Below are 26,531 nucleotides of genomic sequence, written 5' to 3' on the forward strand. Positions count from 1 at the left end.
GGAATGACCATGGAAAAAACCGTACTGGGCACGAGCGGCCTGAACGTCTCGAAAATCTGCCTCGGCACCATGACCTTCGGCGAGCAGAACAGCGAAGCCGAAGCCCACAGCCAGCTCGACTACGCCTTCGAGCGCGGCATCAATTTCATCGACACGGCCGAGATGTACCCGGTGATGCCGCGCGCCGAGACGCAAGGCTCTACCGAGCGCTACATCGGCACCTGGCTCAAGAAAAGCGGCCTGCGCGATAAAGTGGTGCTGGCCACCAAGGCGGCGGGTCCCAATCCCAATTTGACCTGGGTGCGCGACGGCAAGCAGAACCTGGATGCGGCCAGCTTGCGCGCAGCGGTCGATACCAGCTTGCAGCGCCTGCAAACCGACCATATCGATTTATACCAATTGCACTGGCCCAGCCGCAACACGCCGATCTTCGGCAACACCGTGTTCAACCCCGAGAACGAGCGCGACTGCGTGGCGATCGAAGACACGCTGGCCGCCTTGGGCGACCTGGTCAAGGAAGGCAAGATCGGTGCGATCGGCGTCTCGAACGAGTCGAGCTGGGGCGTGAGCGAATTCATCAAGCAGGCTGAACTGAAAGGCCTGCCGCGCATCGCCAGCATCCAGAACCTGTACAACCTCACCGCGCGCCATTACGAAACCAGCCTGCTGGACGAGACCTGCTTCCGTGAAAACGTGGGCCTGCTGGCCTACAGCCCGCTGGCGTTCGGCCAGCTGACCGGCAAGTACCACGACGATCCGAAAGCGCACGGCCGCCTGACCATCTTCCCGCCCAACTGGAGCCCGCGCTACCTGCGCCCGTCCGTGCTCGAAGCGGTAGCGCAGTACACCAGGCTGGCGCGCGAGAATGGGCTTACCCCAACAGAATTGGCGCTGGCGTGGTGCTACTCGCGCTGGTTCGTGGCCTCTACCATCATAGGCGCCACGACCCTGGCGCAACTGAAGGACAACATCGATGCGTACGACGTAAAACTGTCGCAAGACGTGATCGACCAGGTGAACGCGATTCACGCGCGCATCACCAACCCTGGCCAATAAGCTTGAGGGTGGTGGCTAGTCGCCACCACCATTCAACGCTGCCTCGATATCGGACCGCTTCAAATCCGGCGCAAATTGCAGGATGAAGTCGTACGCATACGAGCGCAGGTAGGCGCCCTTGCGCACCGCCAGCCGCGTCGTGTTCGAGGCGAACAGGTGCGACGCTTCCACCGCGCGCATGCCCTTGTCGCGGCCGTGGTCGAACGCCATCGACGCCACGATGCCCACGCCCAGGCCCAGCGCCACGTACTGCTTGATCACGTCCGAATCCATCGCCGTCAGCACGATGTCCGGCTTCACGCCGGCCTGGTTGAAGGCGGCGTCGATGTGGCCGCGGCCGGTAAAACCGACGTCATAGGTAATCAGCGGGAATTCCGCCAGGTCTTCGAGCCGGATCGGGCTGCGCGACAGCAGCGGGTGGCCATCCGGCACGACGATGATGTGGCTCCAGCGGTAGCACGGGAACGACACCAGGTCGGGGAACGCCGACAGGCCCTCGGTGGCGATGCCGATATCGGTCTTGCCCGATAAAATCCATTCGGCAATGTGCTCGGGCGCGCTCTGCTGCAAGGCGATGCGCACGTCCGGGTAGGCGGCGCGGAAGCCCTGCACCACTTTCGGCAGCGCATAGCGGGCCTGGGTGTGGGTGGCCGCCACGCTCAGGGTGCCGCTTTGCTGGCCCGTGTATTCGAGGCTGGCCTGCTGCAGGTTTTCGGCCTCGATCAGCAGGCGGTCGATGATTTTCAGGATGCCCTTGCCCGGCTCGGTCATGCCGGTCAGGCGCTTGCCGTTGCGCTCGAAAATCACCACGCCCAGTTCATCTTCAAGTTCGCGGATCTGGCGGCTCACGCCCGGTTGCGACGTAAACAGCGCGTTGGCCACCTCGGTCAGGTTGTAGCCGCGCCGGGCCGCTTCGCGGATCGAGCGCAATTGCTGGAAGTTCATAATGGCGCTCCTGCATCCACGAACACGTGCAGCCGCTTGGGACGCACGACCAGGGTCTCGCCTTCCTTAAGCTGCAAGTTGGTGAATCGTTCGTTCGACATTACTGCCTCGATCAGCTCGGACGTGTCGCCGCGTTCGAGGTCGAGCTGGGCCAGAGGACCGATCGCGTGCGCGCGGCGCAGCTTGACCACGATGCCTTCCGCACCGGGCGTATAGCGGTCGATTTCCAGGTCGTGCGGGCGCACGTACGCCGTGCCCTTGCCGTTGGCGCCTTCGCCGTTCTGCTGGCCCGGCACCTGGAAGCTGGCGTCGCCGCTGGCCAGCACGCCGTCCTGCACACGGCCATGGAACATGTTCACATTGCCGAGGAAGCCATACACGAACGGCGACGCCGGATGGTTGTACACCTGGTCCGGCGCGCCGATCTGCTCGACGTTACCCTTGTTCATCAGCACCACCTGGTCGGCCACTTCCAGCGCTTCCTCCTGGTCGTGGGTGACGAAAATACTGGTCACGTGCAGATCGTCGTGCAGGCGGCGCAGCCAGCGGCGCAATTCCTTGCGTACCTTGGCGTCGAGCGCACCGAACGGCTCGTCGAGCAGCAGCACGCGCGGCTCCACCGCCAGCGCGCGCGCCAGGGCGATCCGCTGGCGTTGGCCACCGGACAGTTGCGGCGGATAGCGGTCGGCCAGCCAGTCGAGCTGCACCAGCTCCAGCAGGTCTTTGACCTTGCGGCGGATCTGGTCTTCCGATGGCCGCTCGGCGCGCGGTTTGACGCGCAGACCAAAAGCGACGTTCTCGAACACCGTCATGTGCTTGAACAGCGCATAGTGCTGGAACACGAAGCCCACCTGGCGCTCGCGCACGTGGCGGTGCGACGCGTCGTTATTGTCGAGCAGTACCTGGCCCGAGTCGGGGTGCTCGAGGCCGGCGATGATGCGCAACAAGGTGGTCTTGCCGCAGCCGGACGGCCCCAGCAGCGCCGTCAGTTCGCCTTGCGGAAAGTCGAGCGAGACGTTGTTGAGGGCGACGAAATCGCCGAAACGTTTATGGATGTTTTTAACTTCGATCGTCATGTTACTGCTCCTTGATACGGGCATCTTCCACGCGCGATTCGTTCAGGCGCCAGGAGATAAAGGATTTCAGGGCCAGCGTCACCAGGGCCAGCAAGGCCAGCAGGGACGCCACGGCAAAGGCTGCGGCAAAGTTGTATTCGTTGTAGAGAATTTCCACTTGCAGCGGCATGGTGTTGGTCTCGCCACGGATGTGGCCGGACACCACCGACACCGCGCCGAACTCGCCCATGGCCCGGGCATTACACAAAATCACGCCGTACAGCAGGCCCCACTTGATGTTGGGCAGCGTTACGCGGCGGAAGGTATTCCAGCCCGAGGCGCCCAGCACGATGGCCGCTTCCTCTTCCTCGTTGCCCTGCGCCTGCATCAGCGGAATCAGCTCACGCGCCACGAACGGGAACGTCACGAAAATGGTGGCCAGCACGATGCCCGGCACCGCGAACAAAATCTTGATGTCATGCTTGTACAGCCACTCGCCGAACCAGCCCTGGGCGCCGAACAGCAGCACGTAGATCAGGCCCGAAATCACCGGCGAGACCGAGAACGGCAAGTCGATCAGGGTGAGCAAAAAGCTCTTGCCGCGGAACTCGAACTTGGCGATACACCACGAGGCGGCGATACCGAACACCAGGTTCAGCGGCACGGCAATCGCGGCCGTGATCAGGGTCAGCTTGATGGCCGAGATCGCGTCTTCCTCGACGATGGCCGACACGTACGCTTGCCAGCCCTTGCGGAACGCTTCGGCAAACACGGCCACGAGCGGCACGAACAGGAACACAGTGAGGAACAGCAGCGCGATGGCAATCAGCACGTTGCGCACCCAGCGCGGCTCGAGAGTTTGCGGCGCCGATGGCAGTTCGCCACGACGCACAGGAGTAGGAACACCGCTCATTATTTACCCGACTTTCCGCGAGCCCAGGCTTGCAAGAGATTGATACCCAACAGCATCAGGAACGACACCACCAGCATCACCACCGCGATCGCGGTAGCGCCGGCATAGTCGTACTGTTCGAGCTTGGTGATGATGAACAGCGGCGTAATTTCCGACACCATCGGCATATTGCCGGCGATGAAAATCACCGAGCCGAACTCGCCGGTGGCGCGCGCGAACGCCAGCGCAAAGCCGGTCATCAAGGAAGGGAGAATGGTCGGGAACACCACGCGGGTAAAGGTCTGGAAGGCATTCGCGCCCAGGCTGGCCGCTGCCTCTTCCAGCTCGCGTTCGGCGTCTTCCAGCACCGGTTGCACGGTGCGCACCACGAACGGCAAGCCGATAAAGGTCAGCGCCACCACCACGCCCAGCGGCGTGAACGCCACCTTGATGCCGAGCACGCCTTCGATGAACTGGCCGAACCAGCCATTGGCCGAATACAGCGCGGTCAGGGTGATACCGGCCACAGCGGTGGGCAAAGCGAACGGCAAGTCCACCAGCGCGTCGACGAAGCGCTTGCCTGGAAATTCGTAGCGCACCAGCACCCAGGCCACGATGCCACCAAAAATGACGTTGATGAAAGCGCCGATCAGCGACGCGCCAAACGTCAGCCGGTACGAGGCCATCACCCGGTCGGAGGTGACGGCCGCGATAAAGCCTTCCCAGGTCATGGTGAAAGTCTTGAGGAAAATCGCCGACAGCGGGATCAGGACGATCAGCGCCAGGTAAAAGATGGTGAACCCGAGCGAGAGCCGGAAGCCGGGCATCACGCGGAAAGGCGCACCCCGTGCGGCAACTGGCGCCGCGCCGGGGGCTGTGAGGACTGCTGACATTGACGCTCCCTTATTACAAAAACTTCTATAAGGGCTGCATAATCTCACTTGTCCTTCATTCTACAAACGAAGCAATTTTTATTTAGTTAGATCAATCAGCTATAACGATCAGCTTTCAGGATCAGCTTTTTATGAGTTTGAAGGCCACGGTGACAAGGGTCAGGGCCAGCAAGCCGCGCAGCAGCTTCTCCGGCACGGCGCGCGCCACGTAAGCGCCGAGGGTAATGCCGGGCAGGGAACCGACCAGCAGCGCCAGCAGCAGGTTCCAGTCGATGGAGCCGAGCCACCAGTGCCCGACCGCCGCAATCGCAGTCAGCGGCACGGCGTAAGCGATGTCGGTACCGGCCACCTCCGCCGGGGTCAGGCGCGGATACAGCATCACCAGCAAGGTGGCGCCAATGGCGCCGGCGCCGATCGAGGAAATGGTGACCAGCACGCCCAGCACCGCACCGGAGACGATGGTGGCGGTAGCGAGCGACTTGCCCTGCAACTGGCGTTCGGGATGGGCGGTGATCCAGGCCAGCATCTTGCGCTTGAACAGCAAGGCGACCACGGTGAGCAGCACCGAGCCGGCGATCATGTAGCGGATGATCTGGCCGATGTCCTGGCTGAGGGTGCCAAAATGCTTGAGCCAGAAACTGGCCAGCACGGCGGCCGGCAAGGCGCCGATGCACAGGCGGCGCACGATATCCCAGTGCACCGTGCCGCGCAGGCGGTGGGTAACAGTGCCCACGCCCTTGGTGATCGAGGCGAAAGCGAGGTCGGTGCCCACGGCCACGGCAGGCGATACGCCAAACAGCAGGGTCAGCAACGGCGTCATCAAGGAGCCGCCGCCAACGCCGGTCATGCCGACCAGCAGGCCAACCGCGAACCCCGATACAACAAAAGATGCATCCATGCAAAAATCCCCAAAGTAAGCCGCAGAGTACCTACTTTAGGGAAATTATCATACAACAGCGTCGTTATTTGCTTATGCGCTTATTTATTCGGCTGTGGCGTCACGCGCAGGTAGGGGCGCGCGGCCGTAAAGCCTTTCGGATACTTTTGCTTCAACACTTCCGGGTCTTGCACGGTCAGCGGAATGATAACGTCGTCGCCGTCCTTCCAGTTGCCGGGCGTGGCCACGGTGTAGCCGTCGGTCAGCTGCAGGGCGTCGATCACGCGCAGTACTTCGTCGAAGTTGCGGCCAGTGCTCATCGGGTAGGTCAGCGACAGCCGCACTTTCTTGGCCGGGTCGATCACGAACAGCGTGCGCACGGTGGCGGTGGTGGAAGCGTTCGGGTGGATCATGTCGTACAGCGACGAGACCGAGCGGTCTTCGTCGGCAATGATCGGGAAGCCGACCACGGTGTCCTGGGTCTGCTCGATGTCGCTGATCCATGCCGCGTGTTTTTCAGCCGGATCGACCGACAGCGCAATCGCTTTGACGTTGCGCTTGTCGAATTCAGGTTTCAGCTTGGCGGTCAGCCCCAACTCGGTGGTGCAGACCGGCGTAAAGTCGGCCGGGTGGGAGAACAGCACCACCCAGGAGTCGCCTGCCCATTCGTGGAACTTGAGCTTGCCAATCGAAGAATCTTGCTCGAAATCGGGGGCGGTGTCGCCCAGTCGTAAAGTCATCGTCGTCTCCTGAAGGAGGACCCATGCAGTGGGTCCGGGACTGCGTATTGTGCGCTTGTTCTGCCCAAAGATACAACACCGGGGCAGTTGGCGCCCGGCTTACTTCGGCTGGTAGATCTGGTCGAACACGCCGCCATCGGCGAAGTGGACCTTCTGCGCTTTGCTCCAGTCGCCGGCCACGTCGGCAATCGTGAACAGCTTGACGGCCGGGAACTGGCTGGCGTATTTCTTCGCTTCCTTCGCCACTGCCGGACGGTAGTAATTCTTGGCGATGATTTCCTGCGCGGCATCGGTGTACAGGAAGTTCAGGTAAGCCTCGGCCACCTTGCGGGTGCCGCGCTTGTCCACCACCTTGTCGACCACGGCCACCGGCGGCTCGGCCAGGATCGAGACCGATGGTGCGATGATGTCGAACTTGGTCGGGCCCAGTTCCTTGATCGCCAGCAGCGCTTCGTTTTCCCAGGCAATCAGCACGTCGCCGATCCCGCGTTCGACGAAGGTGGTGGTGGCGCCCCGTGCGCCCGAGTCCAGCACCGGCACGTTTTTATACAGCTTGCCGAGGAAATCGCGGGCCGACGCTTCGGTCCCGCCCGGCTGGCGCAGCGCGTAGCCGTAGGCGGCCAGGTGGTTCCAGCGGGCGCCGCCCGAGGTTTTCGGATTCGGGGTGATGACGGCGATGCCTGGCTTGACCAGGTCGTTCCAGTCCTTGATGCCTTTGGGATTGCCCTTGCGGACCAGGAACACGATGGTGGAGGTGTACGGGGTGCTGTTGTGCGGCAGCTTTTTCTGCCAGTCCGGCGACAGCAACTTTTTCTCGGCGATGGCGTCGATGTCGTACGCCAGCGCCAGCGAGACCACGTCCGCTTCCAGCCCGTCGATCACGGCGCGGCCCTGCTTGCCCGATCCGCCGTGCGACTGCTTGATCTTGACGTTGTCGCCGGTCTTGGCTTTCCAGTCCTTGGCAAAGGCGGCGTTCACGTCCGCATACAGCTCGCGCGTAGGATCGTACGACACGTTGAGCAAGGAAATGTCTGCAGCGAACGATGGCGCGGCGGTGACAACGGTGGTCGCGGCCAGGATGGCAGCGGCAATAATTTTTTTGGACAGCATCGACATCCCCTGGTTGTGAAGGCTCCCAGATTACTGCTGTCCTTTATAAATGAGAACTAAGCTTTTAGCAGTTCAATATACCGCAATCTTATATAGGGATCTTAGTAGAAACGATTGAACAACACCACGCCCCAGGTCGCTGCCGCCAGCAGGCACGCCAGCAACACGGCCGCGCTGCCGAAATCCTTGGCATTTTTCGACAAAGGGTGGCGCTCGAGCGAAATCCGGTCCACCACCGCCTCGATTGCCGAGTTGATCAGTTCGACGATCAGGATCAGCACCATCACCGCGATCAGCACCAGTTTTTCGAACGCCGAGATGCGCAGCGCCAGCGCGATGGCGGTAGCGACAATGAACAGCACCAGTTCCTGGCGGAATGCGTGTTCATGGCGCCAGGCGGACTTGAGGCCATCCATCGAATAGAAAAATGCCGAAAAGATCCGTTTCAGGCCGCTTTTGCTCTTGAACTCGCTCACTGGTTCCATGTTTTGGGGACTGTGTAAAAAGATAAGATTATGCATCAAGTGCCCTTTGTTTTCACATTATGGTATAAAGTAAATATCGAATTTACTGCACCGCACCAACCGCATGATGAAAGCAGAGACACCTACCGAACAAAAGACCACCATCCAGGTCATCGACCGCATGATGGCCTTGCTCGACGCACTGGCGCGTTACCCGGATCCGGTCAGCCTCAAGGAATTGTCCAAGGTCTCGGGATTGCATCCGTCCACCGCCCACCGCATCCTCAACGACATGGTGGTCACGCGGTTTGTCGACCGCATCGAGCCGGGCACTTACCGGCTCGGCATGCGCTTGCTGGAACTGGGCAACGTGGTCAAGAGCCGGCTGTCGGTGCGCGAAGCGGCGCTCGACTTCATGCGCGCGCTGCACAAGAAAACCCAGCAGACCATCAACCTGTCGGTGCGCCAGGGCGACGAGATCGTCTATATCGACCGGGCGTTCTCCGAGCGTTCGGGCATGCAGGTGGTGCGCGCCATCGGCGGGCGCGGGCCGCTGCATCTCACCTCCACCGGCAAGCTGTTCCTGTCGGTCGATGAGCCCAAGGCCATCCGCGCGTATGCCACGCGTACCGGGCTGGCCGGCCATAACAAGAATTCGATCACGGATTTGTCCAAGCTCGAGCGCGAACTGAGCCTGGTGAAGTCACGCGGCTACGCGCGCGACAATGAAGAACTGGAACTGGGCGTGCGGTGCATGGCTGCCGGCATCCGCGACGACAGTGGAAAACTGATTGCCGGGCTGTCGATCTCGGCGCCGGCCGACCGCTTGCAGGAAGACTGGCTGGAAGACCTGGTGGTCACCGCCAACCAGATCTCCGCCACCCTCGGTTACATGCCGGTGGAATAAACCGGGGCGCTGCCGCCGCCGATGTTGAGCGTGGCTGGTTTGAGTGCTTCGATCCATTTGCGGATACGGCCGGCATCGGCCACCCGCGACTGGGTGCCCTTGGAATCCAAAAACACCATGATCACGGAACGGCCTTCGATCACCGCTTGCATCAGCAGGCAGCGGCCGGCTTCGTTGATGAAACCGGTTTTTTGCAGGCCGATCGACCAGTCCGGGTTGGCGACCAGGCGATTGGTGGTGCCGAACTGCATCGGACGGCCATTGGCTTCGACGATGGCGTTGGCGTCGGTGGAGAACTGGCGCAGCATCGGGTGCTCGTAAGCAGCCATGGCCAGCTTGGCCAGGTCGCGCGCGCTGGCCACGTTCATTTTCGACAGGCCGCTGGAATCGACGTAATGGGTGTCGCTCATGCCCAGTTCGCGCGCCTTGGCGTTCATCGCTTCGACAAACGCAGGCTTGCCACCCGGATAGTTGCGGCCGAGTGCCGAAGCGGCGCGGTTTTCCGAACTCATCAGGGCGATATGCAGCATATTGGCGCGGGTGAGCTGGGCGCCGACGCGCAGGCGCGAGCTGCTGAACTTGGCGCGGTCGACGTCCTCGTCGGTAACAGTCAGCACTTCGTCCATGTCCTGCTCGGCTTCCACCACGACCAGGCCGGTCATCATCTTGGTAATCGAGGCGATCGGCAAGGCGATGTTGGAATTCTTTTCGAACAGCACTTCCGAATTGGCCTGGTCGAGCACCAGCGCCACGTTCGATTTCAGGTCGAGTGGATCGCGGGTAGCGGACAGGCCGGCCAGGTCGCCCATGGTGGCAAACGCCGGGGCGGCCGTGATCAGGCGCTGGTAGCTGACTTTCTTGCGGCCGTTGACGCGGGTAATGCGCTTGACCACGCGGCCTTCCACCCGGGGGGCGGACAGGCGCACGGTCTGGCGGGCCTTGACCTTTTTGACCTGGGCTTTCTTGGACGCGGCAGATTGCGCCGTGGCAGCTTGCGCAACACTGGCCGTGGTCAGGCCGGCAGAGACAAACATCAGCGAAATGACGGCACTGAGCGCTAGTTTATACATTCATTTCCCCAAGAAGAACCAACAAAATTCACAAATCGATCGTTGCAGTGTAGCAAAACCCTGTGCCAGCGCAAGCAAAATTGTCCCTGCTGACCACAATGGTTGCGGATCCGCCATATGCGTTTCACAACTTGTGTTCAAACAGACATCAGGAGATAAATTTAACAAATTGTTCGAGCGCCATGCGCTCGGTTACCAGAGTGTTCTCGATCTTGCCCAGATCGGCATAGCCGAGCGCCATGCCGCAGACCACCATTTCATTGTCGGGCAGCGCCAGCTGGGCTGCGATCACCCGATGATACTGGGTAAACGCGGCCTGTGGACAAGTATCGAGGCCACGGCCACGGGCGGCCACCATCACGCTTTGCAGGAACATGCCGTAGTCGAGCCAGGAACCCTGCGCCATCACGCGGTCGATGGTGAAGATCAGCCCCACTGGCGCGCCGAAGAAATCGTAATTCTTGCCGTGCTGGGCAGCCATGCCGGCCTTGTTCTCGCGCGTGAGGCCCAGCAGCGCGTAAAGGTCCCAGCCCACCTTGCGGCGGCGGTCGATGAACGGCGACTTCCACTCGGTTGGGTAATAAGCGTATTCCTCGGTATGCTGGCGCGCCTGCTCCGGGTCGTTGTGCAGGGCCAGGATGGCAGCGGACAGCGCCTGCTTCGCTTGGTCTTGCAGCACATACACCTTCCACGGCTGGGTATTGGTGCCCGAAGGCGCCCTGCCCGCCACCTGCAGAATCTGCTCGATGTCTGCGTGGGCGACCGGCTGCGGCAAATACGCGCGGATCGAGCGGCGCGAGGTGATGGCGGCGTCCACCGCCTGTTGTTCCGGAGTCGTCATGGTGCTCCTTATTTTGATTTACTGACTACAAAAAATACCCCGGCCACAGCCAGCGCCATGCCAGCGATGCCGAGGGCGTTGAATGCTTCGCCGAACATCAGCCAAGCCATCAGGGCGGTGGTCGGTGGCGTCAGGTACAGCAGGCTGGTGACCTGGGTGGCGTCGCTGCGCCGGATCAGCGCGAACAGCAGGAAAATGGCGCCGATCGACACCGCCAGCACGGCCCAGGCCAGGGCGCCGATGAAGTGCGCCGTCCACTGCACCGCAGCAAAGTCCGGCCCCAATCCTTCAAAAACTATAGCCAGCGGCAAGATCACGACAGTGGACGCGGCAAACTGGATCACGGTACCGGTGCGCAAATCGAATTGCGGGCAATAACGTTTCTGGTACAAGGTGCCGACCGTGATCGACACCAGCGCCAGCACGCACAGGGCAATGGCGGTGGAAGACAAGCCCACCAACTCGATCTTGGCAGCCACCACCAGCGCCACCCCGGCTATGCCGAACAGCAATCCCAGCCACTGGCGCGGACGCACGGTTTCGCCGACCAGCGGCGCGGCGAAGGCGGTCAGGATCGGTTGCATGCCGACAATCAGGGCCGACAGTCCGGCCGGCATGCCGAGCTTGATCGCGCACCACACGCCGCCCAGGTAGCCGGCGTGCAGCAACACCCCCGCCAGCGCGATGTGCATTACCTTGCCATGTGGCCAGGGAGCACGCAACAGCAGGACCAGCGGCGCCAGGATCGCCAGCACGCACAAAAACCGCAGCACGATGAAGGTCAGCGGCGGCGCATAGGGCAGGCCGAACTTGGCGACGATGAAGCCAGTGCTCCACAAAAAGACGAAAAACAACGGTACCGGGGACAGAAACGAGGCCGGGCCGGAGACCGGTGCTGCAGAGGAAGCGTCAGGCATATCAAGTTACTATCAGTTTAGTAGAGGTTCGGCAATGCCGAACAGGTGCTCGTCGAGTCTAGCACGGGACTAGCGGCCTCATGGGGAGAAGCCGCCGCAGGCCGCTGGTGGTGCGGTTCTGCACGGATATACACTTGCAAGGACACCAATAACCGACAGTCGTTTCCCTTACCAGAAAATAACACTCATGCCTTGATGCAACGCACAAAAAATCGCTTGACTTAATTTTTGAAGACCGTAAAATCGGTCTTGTTGCGTTGCACAATTTGTGATTCGGTCTGAAACGTGGATGACTGCATTCTGGTCTGTTCTGGTCGTTTCGCACCGACAGTAAAAACAGTAAGAAACCTCATTCAAAGCCCTATTTTCTGGAGAGTTATATGTTTTCGATCCCTGAGCAATTTTCCAATGCGACCAAAGCGAACTTCGAAGCCCAGTTCGCTATCTTCTCGGCACTGACCAACAAAGCATTCGAAGGCGTAGAAAAACTGGTTGACCTGAACCTGACCGCCGCCAAGGCATCGCTGGAAGAGTCGTCGAACACCGCCAAGCAACTGCTGTCGGCCAAAGATCCCCAAGAATTCTTCGCGCTGGCTTCCGCTCAAGCCCAGCCAACCGCTGAAAAGACCATGGCTTACAGCCGTCACCTGGCCACCATCGCCACCAGCACGGGCGCCGAGTTCAGCAAAGCTGCCGAAACCCAAATCGCCGAAACCAACCGCAAAGTCATTTCGCTGGTGGAAGAAGTGAGCAAGAACGCCCCGGCTGGCAGCGAAAACGCGATCGCCATGTTCAAATCGGCCATCGGCAACGCCAACGCCGGCTACGAGCAAATGACCCGTACCGCCAAGCAGGCCGCCGAGTCGATCGAAACCAACCTGAACCAGGCCGTCAGCCAGTTCACCGCTGCCGCCGCCAAAGCCGCCCCAGCGCGCAACTGATCAAGCAGCAACCTCCTGTCGTTCTTCACGGACGACCTTGAAAGCCTCGGATTCCGAGGCTTTTTTTTCGCCCCCCCACTTCGGGGTCAGTGCCGACATTTAGACACGAACCCATCACTACAACGACCAATACCGTGCGGTTAAGTTCAATAATGTCCGAATGTCGGCACTGACCCCGAAGCTTACGAAGCTTACTCGCCCAGGTAGGCGGCTTTGACGCGCGGGTCGTCGAGCATGGCACTGGCCTGGCCGGTCATGGTGATGGTGCCGGAGTCCATCACGTAACCGCGGTGGGCCGCTTGCAGCGCCAGCTTGGCGTTCTGCTCCACCAGCAGCACGGTGATGCCCTCGGCCGAGACGTTGCGGATCACTTCGAAGATCTTGTCCACCATGATCGGTGACAGGCCCATCGATGGCTCGTCGAGCAACAGCAGTTTTGGATGCGACATCAGCGCGCGCGCCATCGCCAGCATTTGCTGCTCGCCGCCGGACAGGGTGCCGGCCAGCTGCTGCGCCCGTTCCTTCAGGCGCGGGAAGACGTCGAACCACTTGGCCACATCCGCCTCGATGCCAGCCTTGTCGTTGCGGGTGAAGGCGCCCATCATCAGGTTTTCCTCGATGGTCATGCGGGTGAACACGCCCCGCCCTTCCGGCACCATGGCCAGCTTCCTTTCCACCAGGTGGAAGGACTTGGCGCCCTTCATGGACTCGCCCTGGTAGGTGATGACCCCTTCGACCTTGCACTCCGGCAGGGTGCCTGTGATGGCTTTCAGGGTGGTGGTCTTGCCGGCGCCGTTGGCGCCGATCAGGGCCACCAGCTCGCCCTGGTTCACTTCCAGGTCGATGCCCTTGACCGCCTTGATGCCGCCGTAGGCAACCTTGAGCCCGGAGATCTTTAAAACATTCGTATTTGCTAAACCACTCATTAGTGCGACCCTCCGAGGTAGGCGTCGATCACCGCCTTGTTGCTCTGTATTTCCGCCGGCAGGCCTTCGGCAATCGGCTTGCCGTATTCCAGCACCATCAGCCGGTCGCACAGCGCCATCATCATCTTGACGTCGTGCTCGATCAACAGCACGGTCTTGCCCTGCTGCTTGATCTTGATGAGCAGCTCGCGCAGCGCCAGTTTTTCGGTGGCGTTCATGCCGGCGGCCGGTTCGTCCAGCGCCAGCAATTGCGGATCGGTGGCCAGCGCACGGGCAATTTCCAGGCGGCGCTGATCGCCGTACGACAGGAACCGCGACGTGCGGTTGGCAAACTTGCCGATACCAACGAAATCGAGCAGTTCCTGGGCGCGGGCGCGGATCGACGCCTCTTCCTCGCGCGCGGCCTTGTGGCGGAAAATGGCGCCGAACACGCCCTGCTTCGAGCGCACGTGGCGCCCCACCATCACATTTTCCAGCGCCGTCATCTCGCCAAATAAACGGATGTTCTGGAAGGTGCGGGCGATGCCGGCCTTGGCCACCTCGTGCGGGGCGGACGGCGAGTACGGCTTGCCGGCCAGCTCGAAGGTGCCCGTATCTGGCTGGTACAGGCCGGTAATCACATTGAAGAACGTGGTCTTGCCGGCGCCGTTGGGGCCGATCAGGCCGTAGATCTGGCCCTGCTTGATGGTGATGCCCACGTCGGTCAGCGCCTGCAGGCCGCCGAAGCGTTTATTCACGCCGGCGATATTCAAAATGGTTGGCTGCTCATTCATGGCTGCACTCCTCAAGCGGCGACGGTGTCGGACGATTTATCTTTGGTATCCGAATCGTGGTCGGGACGGTCTTCGTGCTTGGGCGACGGCCACAGGCCGGCCGGACGGTACAACATCATCAGCACCAGCGCCAGGCCGTACAGCAGCTGGCGCAGCACTTCGGCCTCGACCACCACGTGGCCGAACAGTTTCTGTTGCAGCGGCTCCACCACGTGGCGCAGCACCTCCGGCAGCGAAGCGAGCAGCGCGCCACCGAGGATCACGCCAGGAATATGGCCGATGCCGCCCAACACCACCATGGCCAGCACCGCGATCGACTCGGTCAGCGGGAACGATTCGGGCGACACGAAGCCCTGGAACGCGGCAAACATGGCGCCGGCCACGCCGCCGAACGATGCGCCCATCGAGAACGCCAGCAGCTTGACGTTGCGGGTGTTGATGCCCATGGCCTTGGCGGCAATCTCGTCTTCGCGGATCGCCACCCAGGCACGGCCCAGGCGCGAGTGCTGCAACCGTGCGGTCACAAACACGATCACCACGCACAGCAGCAGGAACAAATAGTAGTAGGCATTGACCGACGGCATCGCAAAATCGCCGAGCATGACGGTGGCGCGCGAGCCGGCCTCGCCAGCGAGGTTGACGCCGAACACGCGTATCGGGTCGATCATATTGATGCCCTGCGGGCCGTTGGTGAAATTGATCGGCTCGTTCAAGTTCGTCATGAAGATGCGGATGATCTCGCCAAAGCCCAGGGTCACGATGGCCAGGTAATCGCCGCGCAGCTTGAGCGTGGGCGCGCCCAGCAAGGCGCCGAAAAAGCCGGCCAGCAGCGCGGCGATCGGCACGATCGCCCACACCGACAGGTGGATGCCGTTTTGCTGGATCTCGGGCCCGAGCACGGCGACCAGGGCATTGGCCAGGGCCGGGTACTCGACAATCATCGACTCGAGCAAGGTGGCGAAATGCGGCGAGGCCAGCAGTCCGGTGACGTAGGCGCCCACCGCAAAGAACGCGATATAGCCAAGGTCGAGCAGGCCGGCAAAGCCGACCACGATGTTCAGGCCCAGCGCCAGCATGATGTACAGCAGCGCCATGTCGATGATGCGCACCCACGAATTGCCGAACTGGGCGGCAAAAAACGGGAAGACCAGCAGACCGATCAGCAGCACCGCCATGCTGGCGTAGGCCTTGCGCGGGTTGCGCTTGGTGTCGAAACTAATGTCGAAACTCGGGATAGCCATCGAATTCTCCTTAGGCGCGGTCGGCCACGCGCTCGCCCATGATGCCGGACGGCCGCACGGTGAGCACCAGGATCAGCACCACGAAGGCGAAGATGTCCTGGTAGTGGCTGCCGAGGAAACCGCCGGTCAGGTCGCCGATATAGCCGGCGCCCAGGCTTTCTACCAGCCCCAGCACGATGCCGCCGATCATGGCGCCGTAGATATTGCCGATGCCGCCGAGCACGGCCGCGCAGAACGCTTTCAGGCCGGGCAAAAGGCCCATGGCAAACTGGATCGACGCATAGTTGGCGCCCCACATCACGCCCGCGACAGCAGCGAGCGCAGCACCGAGCGCAAACGTCAGCATGATGACCTTGTTGGAATCGACGCCCATCAGGCCGGCCACGCGCGGGTTTTCGGCCGTGGCGCGCATGGCGCGGCCCATCTTGGTTTTTTCCACCAGCAGCACCAGGCCGACCATGGAGGTGGCAGCGAGCACCAGCAGCAGGATCTGGGTCTGCGAGATCAGCGCGCCGGCTATCATCACCGGTTCCGGCGAGAGCAGTTGCGGGAACGGCAGCGGGTTGCGGGTCCAGATCATCATGGCGATCGTCTGCAGCAGGATCGACACGCCAATCGCGGTAATCAGGGGCGCCAGGCGCGGCGCGTTGCGCAGTCGCCGATAAGCGACCCGCTCAATCAGCACGTTGACGATCATGCACACGGGAATCGCGCCGCCGATGGCAATCGCCAGCTTGATGTAGCCGGGCATCTCGGGCGCGTACTGGTTGAGCAGGTTGAGAATGGTGAGACCGGTCATGGCGCCGATCATCAGGACGTCGCCGTGGGCGAAATTGATGAGGTTGAGCACGCCGTACACCATGGTGTAACCGAGCGCGACCAGTGCGTACATGCTGCCGAGCACCAGCCCATTGATAATTTGTTGGATAAGGGTATCCATGGAGAACCTTTACTATGTTATGCCTGCACCACGTAACAAAAACGGCACCCGGAAAGCAAGTTCCCGTAGTGCCGCAGTTGGCTACGTATTCGTCATGCAAGTTTCGTACCAAAAATGTTGATTAAAGACGAAACGACAAGCTTTTAAAAGCGAGGCAATGATAGCGAGATTCTGGAAAAACTAACAGCGGAATAACTGGGCAGTCACTGAATTAAATTCCGCTGCTGCTGAGACCGTCTTTAAAGAACGCCCTCGACTGGTGCACGCTTGGGACCATCGAGGCCCTTGGGCAGCGGGAAGGTCACCGATTCTTCCACGCCATCGAGCGGACGCACGCTGCGCACGCCGCACTCTTTCAGGCGCGAGATCACCGCTTCTACCAGCACTTCGGGAGCCGAGGCGCCAGCGGTGACGCCCACGCGCACCTTGCCGTCGAGCCAGGCCGGGTCGATCTGCGAGGCGTTATCGACCATGTAGGCGGGCGTGCCCATCTTTTCGGCCACTTCGCGCAGGCGGTTGGAGTTGGAGCTGTTGGGGCTGCCCACCACGATCACCAGTTCCACCTGCGGCGCCATGAACTTGACGGCTTCCTGGCGGTTGGTGGTGGCGTAGCAGATGTCGCCCTTCTTCGGCTCGATGATCGCCGGGAACTTGCGCTTGAGCGCGGCAATGATTTCGATGGTGTCATCGACCGACAGCGTGGTCTGCGACACGTAGGCCAACTGGTCGGGCTTGGTCACCACCAGGTGTTCGACGTCGTCCACGGTTTCCACCAAGTACATGCCCTGGTCGGTCTGGCCCATGGTGCCCTCCACTTCCGGATGGCCCTGGTGGCCGATCATGATGATCTCGCAGCCCTGCTTGCGCATCTTGGCCACTTCCACGTGGACCTTGGTCACCAGCGGGCAGGTGGCGTCGAAAATCGACAGGCCGCGCGACTCGGCCTCGGCCCGCACCGCGCGCGAGACGCCGTGCGCCGAGAACACCAGCGTATTGCCGGCCGGGACATCGTCGAGGTCTTCGATGAAGATCGCGCCCTTGGCGCGCAGGTCGGCCACGACATAGGCGTTGTGGACGATTTCGTGGCGCACGTAGATCGGCGCGCCGAACTGGTTCAGCGCGCGCTCGACGATTTCAATGGCGCGGTCGACGCCGGCGCAAAAGCCGCGCGGCTGGGCCAACAGGATTTCTTTATCGCTCATGGTTCAGTCCTCATGGTTCAGTCTTCACAGCACCGAGATCAGGTTCACTTCGAATTTCAACGGCTGGCCAGCCAGCGGATGGTTGAAATCGAATAAACAGGTTTCCGTACCGAGCTCGCGCAAGATGCCGGCAAAGCGGCCGCCACCGGGTGCGGCAAAATCCACCAGGTCGCCGATTTTATAGTCGGCATCGGGCGCCGAGTTGGCGTCGAGCGTGGCGCGCGACACTTCCCGTATCAGTTCCGGGTTGCGCGGACCGAAGCCCACGCCAGGTTCGAGCTCGAAGGTCTTGTGCGTGCCTTCCGGCATGCCGAGCAGCAGTTCTTCGAGCACCGGCGCCAATTGCCCCTGGCCCAGCATCAGCGTGGCCGGCGTGCCGCCAAAAGTGGTGACGATATCTTTGCCATCCACGGAGGCCAGGCGGTAATGCAGGGTGAGATAGGCCGACGGGGTGACGACAGGTTGCTCGTTAGACATGACGTGAATTCGGTAAGCTGACAAAGGCTGTATTGTAAGCCACCTTGCCTGATTCGGCCCGGTCACCTGGTCAGGTACGCGATATTGCCTGCACAAACTATAATCGGCCCCATGGCGCATCAATTCAAACATCCGATTTTTGCCACGCTACTCAAGTGGGTTGCCCTGTCATGCCTGATCGGCGTGCTGGCCGGCGCTGCCTCGGCCGCATTCCTGCTCGCGCTCGACGCGGTCACGCAGTGGCGCGGCCAATATCGCTGGCTGATCTGGCTGTTGCCGGTGGCCGGTTTCGCGGTGGCGTGGCTGTACCGGCGCCATGGCGCCGGCAGCGACGCCGGCATTAATTTGCTGATCAACGAAACCCGTGTGCCCACGAAAACCATCCCGCTGCGCATGGCACCGCTGGTGTTGTTCGGCACCCTGGCCTCGCACCTGTTCGGCGCGTCGGTCGGGCGCGAGGGTACGGCGGTGCAGATGGGCAGCGCCTTGTCCGACCAGCTGAGCAAACTGTTCAAGGTGAGCGATCACACCCGCACCGTGATCATCACCGCCGGCATGGCAGCCGGCTTCGCCTCCGTGTTCGGCACGCCGGTTGCTGGCGCCATCTGGGGCATCGAGGTGGTGGCGATCGGCGGCATGGCCGCCAGCGCCCTGCTGCCCTGCCTGCTGTCGGCCGTGGTCGCACACTTCGTCACGCTGGGCCTGGGTGCCCACCACATGCATTACGCGGCCGGCGCCATGCCAGCGCTGGGCTGGCTGCCGTTGCTGCTGGTGGCCGCGGCCGGCGTGGCGTTCGGCCTGGCGGCGCGGGCGTTCAGCGGCGCGATCCGTGGCTTCTCCAGCTTGTTCAAGCGCTGGGTGTCCAACAGCCTGCTGCGCCCGGTCATCGGCGGCGTGGCGATCGTGATTTTTGCCATGACAGTCAGTAGCGCCGACCGCTACCTGGGCCTGGGCTTGCCGGTGCTACAGCAAGCGTTCTCGGGCCAGGTGGCGCCTCAGGATTTCCTGGTCAAGCTGATCATGACCGCCTGGTCGATCGCCAGCGGCTTCAAGGGCGGCGAGGTGACGCCGCTGTTTTTTGTGGGCGCCACGCTCGGCCACGTACTGGCGCCCCTGCTGCAGCTGCCGCCACCGTTCCTGGCGGCCGTTGGGCTGGCCGCCGTGTTCGCCGGTGCGTCGAACACGCCGCTGGCCTCCACCATCATCGCTATCGAACTGTTCGGCTTCGACATCGCCGCGTACGCCGCTGTGGGCTGCGCGGTCAGCTACCTGGTTTCCGGGCGCCAGGGCATTTATGCCGCGCAGCGCCTGCTCTATCCGAAACCTCGCTAACAACCTGTCCCGGCAGGAACCGAAGCGCTGATCGCGCACACCGGCAGCGCCTCGCCCTGCCGCGAGCGGCGCTAACCGCCGCACGCTTGATATGCGCCGGTTCGGCGCTGCGCCTGCTGCGCATAATGGCCAGACCATCCGCGCGGAGAATCCCGATGACGATCAACCAGTGGCCGAAACACCAGCGTCCGCGCGAGCGCCTGATCCGTGATGGCGCCGGCGCGCTGTCCGATGCGGAATTGCTGGCAATCTTCCTGCGCGTGGGCGTGCGTGGCAGCGACGCGGTCCAGCTGGGTCAGCAGGCCATGCACCACTTCGGCTCCCTGCAACGACTATTCGGCGCAACCCTGCTCGAGTTCTCGGCAATTAACGGCATGGGGCCGGCCAAGTTCGCCCAGCTGCAGGCGGTGATGGAACTGGCCCGGCGCGCCATGCTCGAAGAACTGCGCAACCCCACCACGCTGGGCTCGCCGCAGGCGGTCAAGCAATACCTGCGGCTGCTGTTCAATGGCCGCACTTTCGAATCGTTTTACGTGCTGTTCCTCGACGTTAAAAACCGCCTGGTCGATGTGAAGGAATTGTTTCGCGGCACCTTGACCCACACCAGCGTGTATCCACGCGAGGTGGTCAAGGAAGCGCTGGCGCGCAATGCCGCCAGCATCATGCTGGCCCACAACCATCCATCGGGCACGCAAGACCCGAGCGAGGCCGATTTACGGCTCACCAGGGCCCTGGTGCAGGCGCTGGCGCTGGTCGATATCCGCATCCTCGATCATTTTGTGGTGGCCGGACAGCACGTCCATTCGTTCGCCGAGCATGGACAATTATAGGTTTACCCCTGTTGGCTCAAGGGTTTACGCGCAATTGTTAAATTTTACCAGATGCACATGACACCATTGTTTTTCACAAGTCATTGAATATCCTAAGTTTTTTGGATATACTCTCGTTTTTCCAATTGTGGAATGTCTTTTAAGGAGTGCGTTATGGCACGTGTTTGCCAAGTTACTGGGAAGAAGCCGATGGTCGGCAACAATGTTTCCCACGCAAACAACAAAACCAAACGTCGTTTCCTGCCTAACCTGCAGAACCGTCGTATTTTTGTTGAATCTGAAAACCGCTGGGTCTCCCTGCGTCTGTCCAACGCTGGTCTGCGCGTAATCGACAAGGTCGGCATCGATGCCGTTCTGACCGACATGCGTGCCCGTGGCGAAAAAGTCTAATTAGGGAGCTACCATGGCAAAAACTGGCCGCGACAAAATCAAGCTGGAATCGACCGCAGGTACTGGTCACTTCTACACCACCACCAAGAACAAGCGCACCATGCCTGCTAAAATGGAGATCATGAAGTTCGATCCTAAAGCACGCAAGCACGTCGCTTACAAAGAAACCAAGATCAAGTAATTGATCGCCGTTTCCTGAAAAACCACCCTCGGGTGGTTTTTTTTCGTCTCCGACGTTGTATCGGGACGAAAAAAACCCCGCATGATGCGGGGCCTTTGTTACCAGCAGCGATCGCTCAAGCGTAGCTGCGCAACCGCAGCGAGAACTCCTGCAGTGACTTGATGCCCGACGCTTCGGCGCGGTTGCACCAGTCTTGCAGCTTGTGCAGCAGCTGCTCGCGGGTGAAGTGCGAACGCTCCCAGATCACGCCCAGCTCCACGCGCATGGTGTGCATGGTTTCCAGCGCCTTGCTGTGCTGGAACAGCTCGATCAGCTGCTCCTGCTGCGGCGCCGCCAGCTTGCCCGGTTCGCGCTGCAACAGCTTGCGCGACGAACGCAGGAAGCGCGATTCGAGCTGGGCCTTCTCTTTCAGGTGCTCGCGCTCTTCCTTCCAGGCCGATTTGACCGACTTGGCGTACTTGGCCATCACGTCGTAACGGTTGGCAATGACGGACGCCAGGGTGTCGAAGTCCGCTTCCATTTTGCCCTTGGCAAACTTGGGCTCCGGTGCGCGGCGCTTGACCTTGGCCAGGCCGACGATTTCCAGCGCGCGGATATACGCCCAGCCGATGTCGAACTCGTACCACTTGGACGACAGCTTGGCCGACGTGGCAAACGTGTGGTGGTTGTTGTGCAATTCTTCGCCACCGATCAGGATGCCGAACGGGATGATGTTGGTGGCCGCATCGCTGCAATCGTAGTTGCGGTAGCCCCAGTAGTGGCCGATGCCGTTGATGATGCCGGCAGCAGTGACCGGAATCCACATCATCTGCACGGCCCACACGCTGATACCGATCACGCCGAACAGGGCGAAATTAATGAAAAACAGCGCAACCACGCCCGAAGCCGAAAAGCGCGTGTACAGGTTGCGCTCGATCCAGTCGTCAGGAGTGCCATGACCGTACTTTTCCATGGTTTCCAGGTTTTTCGATTCGGCGCGATACAGTTCGGCGCCTTCCCAGAATACTTTTTTGATGCCACGCGTGACCGGGCTGTGCGGGTCTTCTTCGGTATCGCACTTGGCGTGGTGCTTGCGGTGGATTGACGCCCACTCCTTGGTGACCTGGCCCGTGGTGAGCCACAGCCAGAAACGGAAGAAATGGCTGGGGATCGCATGCAACTCGAGCGCACGGTGCGCCTGGTGGCGGTGCAGATAAATCGTCACGCTGGCGATGGTGATGTGAGTCACGATCAGCGTGTAAAAAAACACTTCCCAGGCACTCAGGCGGGTAACACCATTAGCCAGAAAATCCAGTACAGCGTGTAAACTCAAGCTCATTCTCCAAAAGAGGCCTGCCATGCAACGAGGCGGAACCGCCAACATTGCAGGTTAAAACAGGCGCAAAAAGTCAATCTGTCTCATGCACAGTACGTCATTGTACGATGATTTAACGCCGAGTTGACGATCTTGGTCCAACCGGCCCTGACTAAGTTTTCGGCACGGTCGTGCTTTCTACCGGCAGCATCGCATCGGGCAGGGTGCCGAGGATGCGCATTTCTCGCTGCGGGAATGGCACGGAAATCTGGTTTTCCTTGAGCGCGCGCCAGATCGCGCGGTTGACATCCGATGTCACACCACCGCGGCCGTTTTCCGGATCGCTGATCCAGAAACTCAGTTGCAGGTCGAGCCCGTCAGCCCCAAAGCTGAGCAAGGTGGCCGATGGTCCCTTGTCCTTGAGCACGCGTGGCACGGTGCGCGCCGCCTCTTCCAGCAGCGCCAGTACCATGTCCACGTCGGTTTCATACGCCACCGAGACCTTGGTCGCAATATTGACCATGCTGTTGGTCAGCGACGAGTTCTGCACCGCGCCCGACACCAGCATTTCGTTCGGCACGATCGACTCCATGCCGTCCAGGCCCTGCAACACCGTGTAGCGCGTGTTGATTTGCGTAACGCGGCCGCTGAATTTGTCGACCGTGATCATGTCGCCGATGGTGAGACTACGGTCGAGCAAGATCACGAAGCCCGACACGTAGTTGCTGGCAATCTTTTGCAGGCCGAGACCGAGACCCACACCGAGCGCACCGCCGAACACCGACAGCACGGTGAGGTCGATTCCCACCAGCGACAGGCTCAGCAGCACAGCGACGAGGATCAGCACGGCGCGCGCGGTGCGCGACACCACCACCCGCAGGTTGGTGTGCATGCCCTGCATTTTCATCAGCCACTCTTCGAGCGCGGTACCGGCCCACAGCGCCAGCATCAACAGCACCACCACCGAGATGGCGGCCTGCAAAATGTCGGCGATGGTGACCTTGTACTTACCCAGCGGCAAGAAGGTGTGATCGAGAAAATAGAATACTTCGTCCCACATGCCGGTGATGTAGAGCACGTAAGCGGCCCACACCAGCAACTGGAACAGTTTTTCGAACGAGACCATGCCAGGGCTGACCTCGCGATGACGCGCAAACACGCGGCGCAAGATATAGAAGGTGAAGCGGATCGCCGCCAGCGCGCCGAAGATCGGCATGGCCACGTTGATCAGGTTGGTGTGCGGCATGTATTGGCGCAACACCAGGCGCGATATCCACAGCAAACACATGATGGCCAGCGGCCCCATCACGCTGCCGAAACTTTCGACGCCGAAGCGGGCCACGTTGCCCTGGTTTTCATTGCGCCCGAAACGGGTACGCAACATCCTGGCCAGGGTCCAGCCCAACACGATAGAAGCAACGATGGCGCCCAGTTGCCACACCAGCAAAATATTCTTGAAGTCGCCGGTAACGTCGTCGATCAGTTTAAGCAGCGGCTGTTGTGGTGTCATCGTGGGATCTGTGGTGTGGTATTGGAACCCGCAAAGCAAAGGGGTCGGACCCCGTGCGGGGTCCGACCCCAGAGGGGGCTGTGCGGGGTATAAAAGTTACTCTTCTTCTGCTTCGTCTTTCACCGGCACGACCTTCTTGGCCATCGGCTTGCGCTCGAACACGGCAGCGAAGAAGCCATCGGTCTGGTGCTTGTGCGGCAGCAATTTGAGGAAGTCGCCCATGTCCAGGTCGATCTTCTGCTCGGCCAGCACTTTGCTCATCGGTACCAGCTCGAAGTCCGGGTGGGCTGCCAGGAACTGGTTGGCGATGAAGTCGTTCTCTTCGTCGAGGAAGCTGCAGGTGGCGTACACCAGGCGGCCGCCGCCCTTGAGCAGGCGCGCGGCGCCGTCCAGGATCGCGGCTTGCTTGACCTGCATTTCAGCGACAGCGCTTTCCTGCTGGCGCCATTTCACGTCCGGGTTGCGGCGCAGGGTACCGAGGCCCGAGCACGGCGCATCGACCAGCACGCGGTCGATCTTGCCAGCCAGGCGCTTGATCTTGGCGTCACGCTCGTGCGCGATCAGCACCGGGTGCACATTGGACAGGCCGCTGCGCGCCAGGCGCGGCTTGAGCTTGGCCAGGCGTTTTTCGGAAACGTCGAACGCGTACAGGCGGCCGGTGTTGCGCATGGTCGCGCCCAGTGCCAGCGTCTTGCCGCCGGCGCCGGCGCAAAAGTCCACCACCATTTCGCCGCGCTTGGCGCCGACCACGGCCGACAGGATCTGGCTGCCCTCGTCCTGCACTTCGATATGGCCGTCCTTGAACAACGGCAGGTTTTGCAGCTGCGGCTTTTGCAGCACGCGCAGGCCCAGCGGTGCGAACGGCGTGGGCGTGGCGCGGATCGGCGCTTCGGCCAGGGTAGCGATGACGTCGTCGCGGTTCGCCTTGATAGCGTTCACGCGCAGGTCCAGCGGCGCCGGCTGGTTCATGCCATCGGCCAGCAGCAGGGTTTCTTCTTCGCCCATTTGCGCCACCAGCTTGTCGAACAGCCACTTGGGCATGTTCGATCGGCTCGACTTGTGCATCACCTTGCGGTCGATTTGCAAAATGCGCTCGACCCACTGCACTTCATCGTCGGTCAGACCACCGAGCGACTCGACACCAACGGCGTCGGCCATGCCCAGCAAGGTCAGGCGACGCATGGTGGCGCCACCGCCCGCTTCGGAGAAATCGGTATAAAACGATTTGTTGCGCAGCACGTTGTACACGCACTCGGCAACGGCGCCGCGTTCACGGCCGCCCAGGCGCGGGTGGTCTTTGAAATAGCGCGACAGGGTGGTATCGGCTGGCGCGGCAAAGCGCAAAATCTCGCGCAACACTTCTTCGGCGTTGGCGAGTATCGCTGGAGGCAATCTCATGGAAATCCTTGGTTAATATGTCTGCTGTGTTTCTGCGGTCTACGATGCTTCGAGGACCCGGGTATGTTCTTGCACCATCGTCAGCTTGCCTGCCAGGACATCGCGCACGGCCTGCGGGTACAGCTTGTGTTCTTCGACCAGCACCCGTGCCGACAGCGTATCGGGCGTATCACCGGGCAATACCGGCACTTTTGCTTGCGCCACGGCCGGACCATGGTCCAGTTCGGCGGTAACGAAATGCACGGTCGCGCCGTGTTCGGTCACGCCGGCGGCCAGCGCCTGCGCATGGGTGTGCAGGCCCGGGAACAGCGGCAGCAGCGACGGGTGAATATTGAGCATGCGGCCGGCGTAATGATCGACGAAACCTGGCGTCAGGATGCGCATGAAGCCGGCTAGCACCACCAGGTCGGGGGCAAAGCCGTCGACAACGGTTTGCAGGGCGGCGTCGAACGCTTCGCGGCTGGCGTAATCCTTGTTCGAGACCACGGCTACAGCAATCCCATGCGCGGCGGCAAACGCGAGCCCGCCTGCATCGGCACGGTTAGCGATCACGGCGGCAATACGGGCCGGCCAACGCTCGGCCTGGGCCGCACGCACGATCGCTTCCATGTTGCTTCCGCGACCTGAAATGAGGATGACGATGTTTTTCATAGGCCGACATTGTACCTTGTCCACACGGACCGGACCAGAAAATGCCGCCTCGACGCGGTCAAATGTTGCAGCGCAGCAGTAATCAGCGCGCGAGCAACCGGTAGAGTCGCCTTACTCGAACGAGTAGAACACCCGGAACGGAACCTGCTTTTCAGCCCAGTAATCGGCCGCATCGCGGAAGACATCGAGCAGGGTTTCGCGCGCTTCCTTGTCAAATTTCTGGGCATTGGGCAATTGCTCGAGCACGACCAGGAAACCTTCCTGGTGACCGGCATTGGCCATGGTCGTGGTCAGCGTCTCGCGCAGACCGTCGAAATTCTTGCCTATACCCTTGGGAAACTGGAACGATTCGGCGATCAGGCCCAGCACCTGCTGCTTGGTGGCGCCGGCCTGCGGGTGCGCATACAGGAAGTGGTGGCCAAGGCGCGCGGCCTCCTCCTGCAATTCGACCACGCGGAAGGCGCGGATCGACTGCACCAGGTTGGCCGGCACGGTCATCAGCAATGTCTCGTTTCCCTCGATCTGACCAGGCATGTACGGTGTGTCCACTTTATTGTCGAGAGTGCCTAACTTGTGAATTAATGAGTAAATAATTTGAGCACCTGTCCACTTAACACGGCCGGCGGGTCCGTGCCAACCGTGGTCGATTCAACATGTTTTTGAATCCCATACGCTTAT

At 61.2% G+C, this 26,531-nt stretch carries 29 protein-coding genes; 7 read left to right on the forward strand and 22 right to left on the reverse strand.

Annotated elements, in window-relative coordinates; translation table 11 throughout:
• Positions 1–9 precede the first annotated feature (9 nt).
• The gene (locus DUPY_RS16385; protein WP_070249584.1) at positions 10–1,056 is read left to right on the forward strand and encodes an aldo/keto reductase; all 1,047 of its coding nucleotides are present in this window, start codon (positions 10–12) and stop codon (positions 1,054–1,056) included.
• A 15-nt stretch (positions 1,057–1,071) separates the two neighbouring features.
• On the opposite strand, the gene DUPY_RS16390 is transcribed toward DUPY_RS16385, so the two are convergent.
• The 8 genes from DUPY_RS16390 to DUPY_RS16425 form a co-directional block, all read right to left on the reverse strand.
• Positions 1,072–2,001 (reverse strand): CysB family HTH-type transcriptional regulator, encoded by a 930-nt coding sequence (locus DUPY_RS16390; RefSeq protein WP_070249469.1) that lies wholly within the window; start codon positions 1,999–2,001, stop codon positions 1,072–1,074.
• Positions 1,998–3,077 (reverse strand): sulfate/molybdate ABC transporter ATP-binding protein, encoded by a 1,080-nt coding sequence (locus DUPY_RS16395; protein ID WP_070249470.1) that lies wholly within the window; start codon positions 3,075–3,077, stop codon positions 1,998–2,000. The genes DUPY_RS16390 and DUPY_RS16395 overlap by 4 nt, the downstream gene beginning before the upstream one ends.
• Before the next feature lies 1 nt (position 3,078).
• Positions 3,079–3,969: a sulfate ABC transporter permease subunit CysW gene (cysW, locus tag DUPY_RS16400; RefSeq protein WP_070249471.1), complete on the reverse strand. Its 891-nt coding sequence runs from the start codon at positions 3,967–3,969 to the stop codon at positions 3,079–3,081.
• Positions 3,969–4,841, reverse strand: a complete 873-nt coding sequence (gene cysT, locus DUPY_RS16405; RefSeq protein WP_070249472.1) for a sulfate ABC transporter permease subunit CysT — start codon at positions 4,839–4,841, stop codon at positions 3,969–3,971. Before cysT ends, cysW begins: the two co-directional genes overlap by 1 nt.
• 121 nt (positions 4,842–4,962) lie before the next feature.
• Positions 4,963–5,739: a sulfite exporter TauE/SafE family protein gene (locus DUPY_RS16410; protein ID WP_070249473.1), complete on the reverse strand. Its 777-nt coding sequence runs from the start codon at positions 5,737–5,739 to the stop codon at positions 4,963–4,965.
• Between the two features lie 80 nt (positions 5,740–5,819).
• The gene (locus DUPY_RS16415; RefSeq protein ID WP_070249474.1) at positions 5,820–6,458 is read right to left on the reverse strand and encodes a peroxiredoxin; all 639 of its coding nucleotides are present in this window, start codon (positions 6,456–6,458) and stop codon (positions 5,820–5,822) included.
• 99 nt (positions 6,459–6,557) lie between these two features.
• Positions 6,558–7,568: a sulfate ABC transporter substrate-binding protein gene (locus DUPY_RS16420; RefSeq protein WP_070249585.1), complete on the reverse strand. Its 1,011-nt coding sequence runs from the start codon at positions 7,566–7,568 to the stop codon at positions 6,558–6,560.
• A 101-nt stretch (positions 7,569–7,669) separates the two neighbouring features.
• Positions 7,670–8,053, reverse strand: coding sequence for a diacylglycerol kinase (locus DUPY_RS16425; RefSeq protein ID WP_056140878.1), 384 nt, complete (start codon positions 8,051–8,053; stop codon positions 7,670–7,672).
• A 106-nt stretch (positions 8,054–8,159) separates the two neighbouring features.
• Between DUPY_RS16425 and DUPY_RS16430 the strand changes: the two genes are divergently transcribed.
• Complete coding sequence (locus DUPY_RS16430) at positions 8,160–8,939, forward strand: IclR family transcriptional regulator (RefSeq protein ID WP_026637474.1); 780 nt, start codon at positions 8,160–8,162, stop codon at positions 8,937–8,939.
• Here the strand turns inward: DUPY_RS16430 and pbpG are convergent.
• The 3 genes from pbpG to DUPY_RS16445 form a co-directional block, all read right to left on the reverse strand.
• Entirely contained in the window at positions 8,921–10,009 is a 1,089-nt protein-coding gene (gene pbpG, locus DUPY_RS16435; protein WP_070249475.1) for a D-alanyl-D-alanine endopeptidase, read from the reverse strand. The genes DUPY_RS16430 and pbpG overlap by 19 nt on opposite strands.
• A 148-nt stretch (positions 10,010–10,157) precedes the next feature.
• On the reverse strand, positions 10,158–10,850 hold the full coding sequence (locus tag DUPY_RS16440) for a nitroreductase (RefSeq protein ID WP_070249476.1): 693 nt from the start codon (positions 10,848–10,850) through the stop codon (positions 10,158–10,160).
• Between the two features lie 8 nt (positions 10,851–10,858).
• Positions 10,859–11,767 carry a DMT family transporter gene (locus DUPY_RS16445; RefSeq protein ID WP_070249477.1) on the reverse strand — a complete coding sequence of 303 codons (909 nt, stop codon included), beginning with the start codon at positions 11,765–11,767 and terminating at the stop codon, positions 10,859–10,861.
• 380 nt (positions 11,768–12,147) lie between these two features.
• On the opposite strand from DUPY_RS16445, the gene DUPY_RS16450 reads away from it, so the two are divergent.
• A complete protein-coding gene (locus DUPY_RS16450) occupies positions 12,148–12,708 on the forward strand; it encodes a phasin family protein (protein ID WP_070249478.1) in 561 nt (186 codons plus the stop codon).
• Between the two features lie 191 nt (positions 12,709–12,899).
• Here DUPY_RS16450 and DUPY_RS16455 read toward each other — a convergent pair whose 3' ends face one another.
• The 6 genes from DUPY_RS16455 to DUPY_RS16480 all read right to left on the reverse strand — a co-directional run bounded on the left by DUPY_RS16455 (position 12,900) and on the right by DUPY_RS16480 (position 18,267).
• The gene (locus DUPY_RS16455; protein ID WP_070249479.1) at positions 12,900–13,634 is read right to left on the reverse strand and encodes an ABC transporter ATP-binding protein; all 735 of its coding nucleotides are present in this window, start codon (positions 13,632–13,634) and stop codon (positions 12,900–12,902) included.
• On the reverse strand, positions 13,634–14,407 hold the full coding sequence (locus tag DUPY_RS16460; RefSeq protein ID WP_070249480.1) for an ABC transporter ATP-binding protein: 774 nt from the start codon (positions 14,405–14,407) through the stop codon (positions 13,634–13,636). Before DUPY_RS16460 ends, DUPY_RS16455 begins: the two co-directional genes overlap by 1 nt.
• An 11-nt stretch (positions 14,408–14,418) precedes the next feature.
• Positions 14,419–15,648 carry an ABC transporter permease subunit gene (locus DUPY_RS16465; RefSeq protein WP_070249481.1) on the reverse strand — a complete coding sequence of 410 codons (1,230 nt, stop codon included), beginning with the start codon at positions 15,646–15,648 and terminating at the stop codon, positions 14,419–14,421.
• Positions 15,649–15,658: 10 nt separating this feature from the next.
• The gene (locus DUPY_RS16470) at positions 15,659–16,588 is read right to left on the reverse strand and encodes a branched-chain amino acid ABC transporter permease (protein ID WP_070249482.1); all 930 of its coding nucleotides are present in this window, start codon (positions 16,586–16,588) and stop codon (positions 15,659–15,661) included.
• Between the two features lie 239 nt (positions 16,589–16,827).
• The gene (gene ispH, locus DUPY_RS16475) at positions 16,828–17,790 is read right to left on the reverse strand and encodes a 4-hydroxy-3-methylbut-2-enyl diphosphate reductase (RefSeq protein WP_070249483.1); all 963 of its coding nucleotides are present in this window, start codon (positions 17,788–17,790) and stop codon (positions 16,828–16,830) included.
• A gap of 24 nt (positions 17,791–17,814) precedes the next feature.
• Positions 17,815–18,267: an FKBP-type peptidyl-prolyl cis-trans isomerase gene (locus DUPY_RS16480; RefSeq protein WP_070249484.1), complete on the reverse strand. Its 453-nt coding sequence runs from the start codon at positions 18,265–18,267 to the stop codon at positions 17,815–17,817.
• A gap of 111 nt (positions 18,268–18,378) precedes the next feature.
• On the opposite strand from DUPY_RS16480, the gene DUPY_RS16485 reads away from it, so the two are divergent.
• The 4 genes from DUPY_RS16485 (at position 18,379) to rpmG (ending at position 21,000) form a co-directional block, all read left to right on the forward strand.
• Entirely contained in the window at positions 18,379–19,599 is a 1,221-nt protein-coding gene (locus tag DUPY_RS16485) for a chloride channel protein (RefSeq protein WP_070249485.1), read from the forward strand.
• 155 nt (positions 19,600–19,754) lie between these two features.
• Positions 19,755–20,429: a RadC family protein gene (radC, locus tag DUPY_RS16490; protein ID WP_070249486.1), complete on the forward strand. Its 675-nt coding sequence runs from the start codon at positions 19,755–19,757 to the stop codon at positions 20,427–20,429.
• A 153-nt stretch (positions 20,430–20,582) separates the two neighbouring features.
• Positions 20,583–20,819, forward strand: coding sequence for a 50S ribosomal protein L28 (gene rpmB / locus DUPY_RS16495; protein WP_026637479.1), 237 nt, complete (start codon positions 20,583–20,585; stop codon positions 20,817–20,819).
• Positions 20,820–20,832: 13 nt separating this feature from the next.
• Complete coding sequence (rpmG, locus tag DUPY_RS16500) at positions 20,833–21,000, forward strand: 50S ribosomal protein L33 (RefSeq protein WP_019922928.1); 168 nt, start codon at positions 20,833–20,835, stop codon at positions 20,998–21,000.
• Positions 21,001–21,115: 115 nt separating this feature from the next.
• Here rpmG and DUPY_RS16505 read toward each other — a convergent pair whose 3' ends face one another.
• The 5 genes from DUPY_RS16505 to DUPY_RS16525 all read right to left on the reverse strand — a co-directional run bounded on the left by DUPY_RS16505 (position 21,116) and on the right by DUPY_RS16525 (position 26,351).
• The gene (locus tag DUPY_RS16505) at positions 21,116–22,318 is read right to left on the reverse strand and encodes a DesA family fatty acid desaturase (RefSeq protein WP_071651657.1); all 1,203 of its coding nucleotides are present in this window, start codon (positions 22,316–22,318) and stop codon (positions 21,116–21,118) included.
• Between the two features lie 148 nt (positions 22,319–22,466).
• Positions 22,467–23,804 (reverse strand): mechanosensitive ion channel family protein, encoded by a 1,338-nt coding sequence (locus tag DUPY_RS16510; protein ID WP_070249488.1) that lies wholly within the window; start codon positions 23,802–23,804, stop codon positions 22,467–22,469.
• Positions 23,805–23,900: 96 nt separating this feature from the next.
• Positions 23,901–25,202 carry an RsmB/NOP family class I SAM-dependent RNA methyltransferase gene (locus DUPY_RS16515; protein WP_070249489.1) on the reverse strand — a complete coding sequence of 434 codons (1,302 nt, stop codon included), beginning with the start codon at positions 25,200–25,202 and terminating at the stop codon, positions 23,901–23,903.
• A 39-nt stretch (positions 25,203–25,241) separates the two neighbouring features.
• Complete coding sequence (purN, locus tag DUPY_RS16520) at positions 25,242–25,853, reverse strand: phosphoribosylglycinamide formyltransferase (RefSeq protein ID WP_070249490.1); 612 nt, start codon at positions 25,851–25,853, stop codon at positions 25,242–25,244.
• A gap of 111 nt (positions 25,854–25,964) precedes the next feature.
• On the reverse strand, positions 25,965–26,351 hold the full coding sequence (locus tag DUPY_RS16525; protein ID WP_070249586.1) for a barstar family protein: 387 nt from the start codon (positions 26,349–26,351) through the stop codon (positions 25,965–25,967).
• Positions 26,352–26,531: the final 180 nt, after the last annotated feature.

Source organism: Duganella phyllosphaerae, from assembly GCF_001758785.1.
Taxonomy (GTDB): Bacteria; Pseudomonadota; Gammaproteobacteria; order Burkholderiales; family Burkholderiaceae_D; genus Rugamonas; species Rugamonas phyllosphaerae.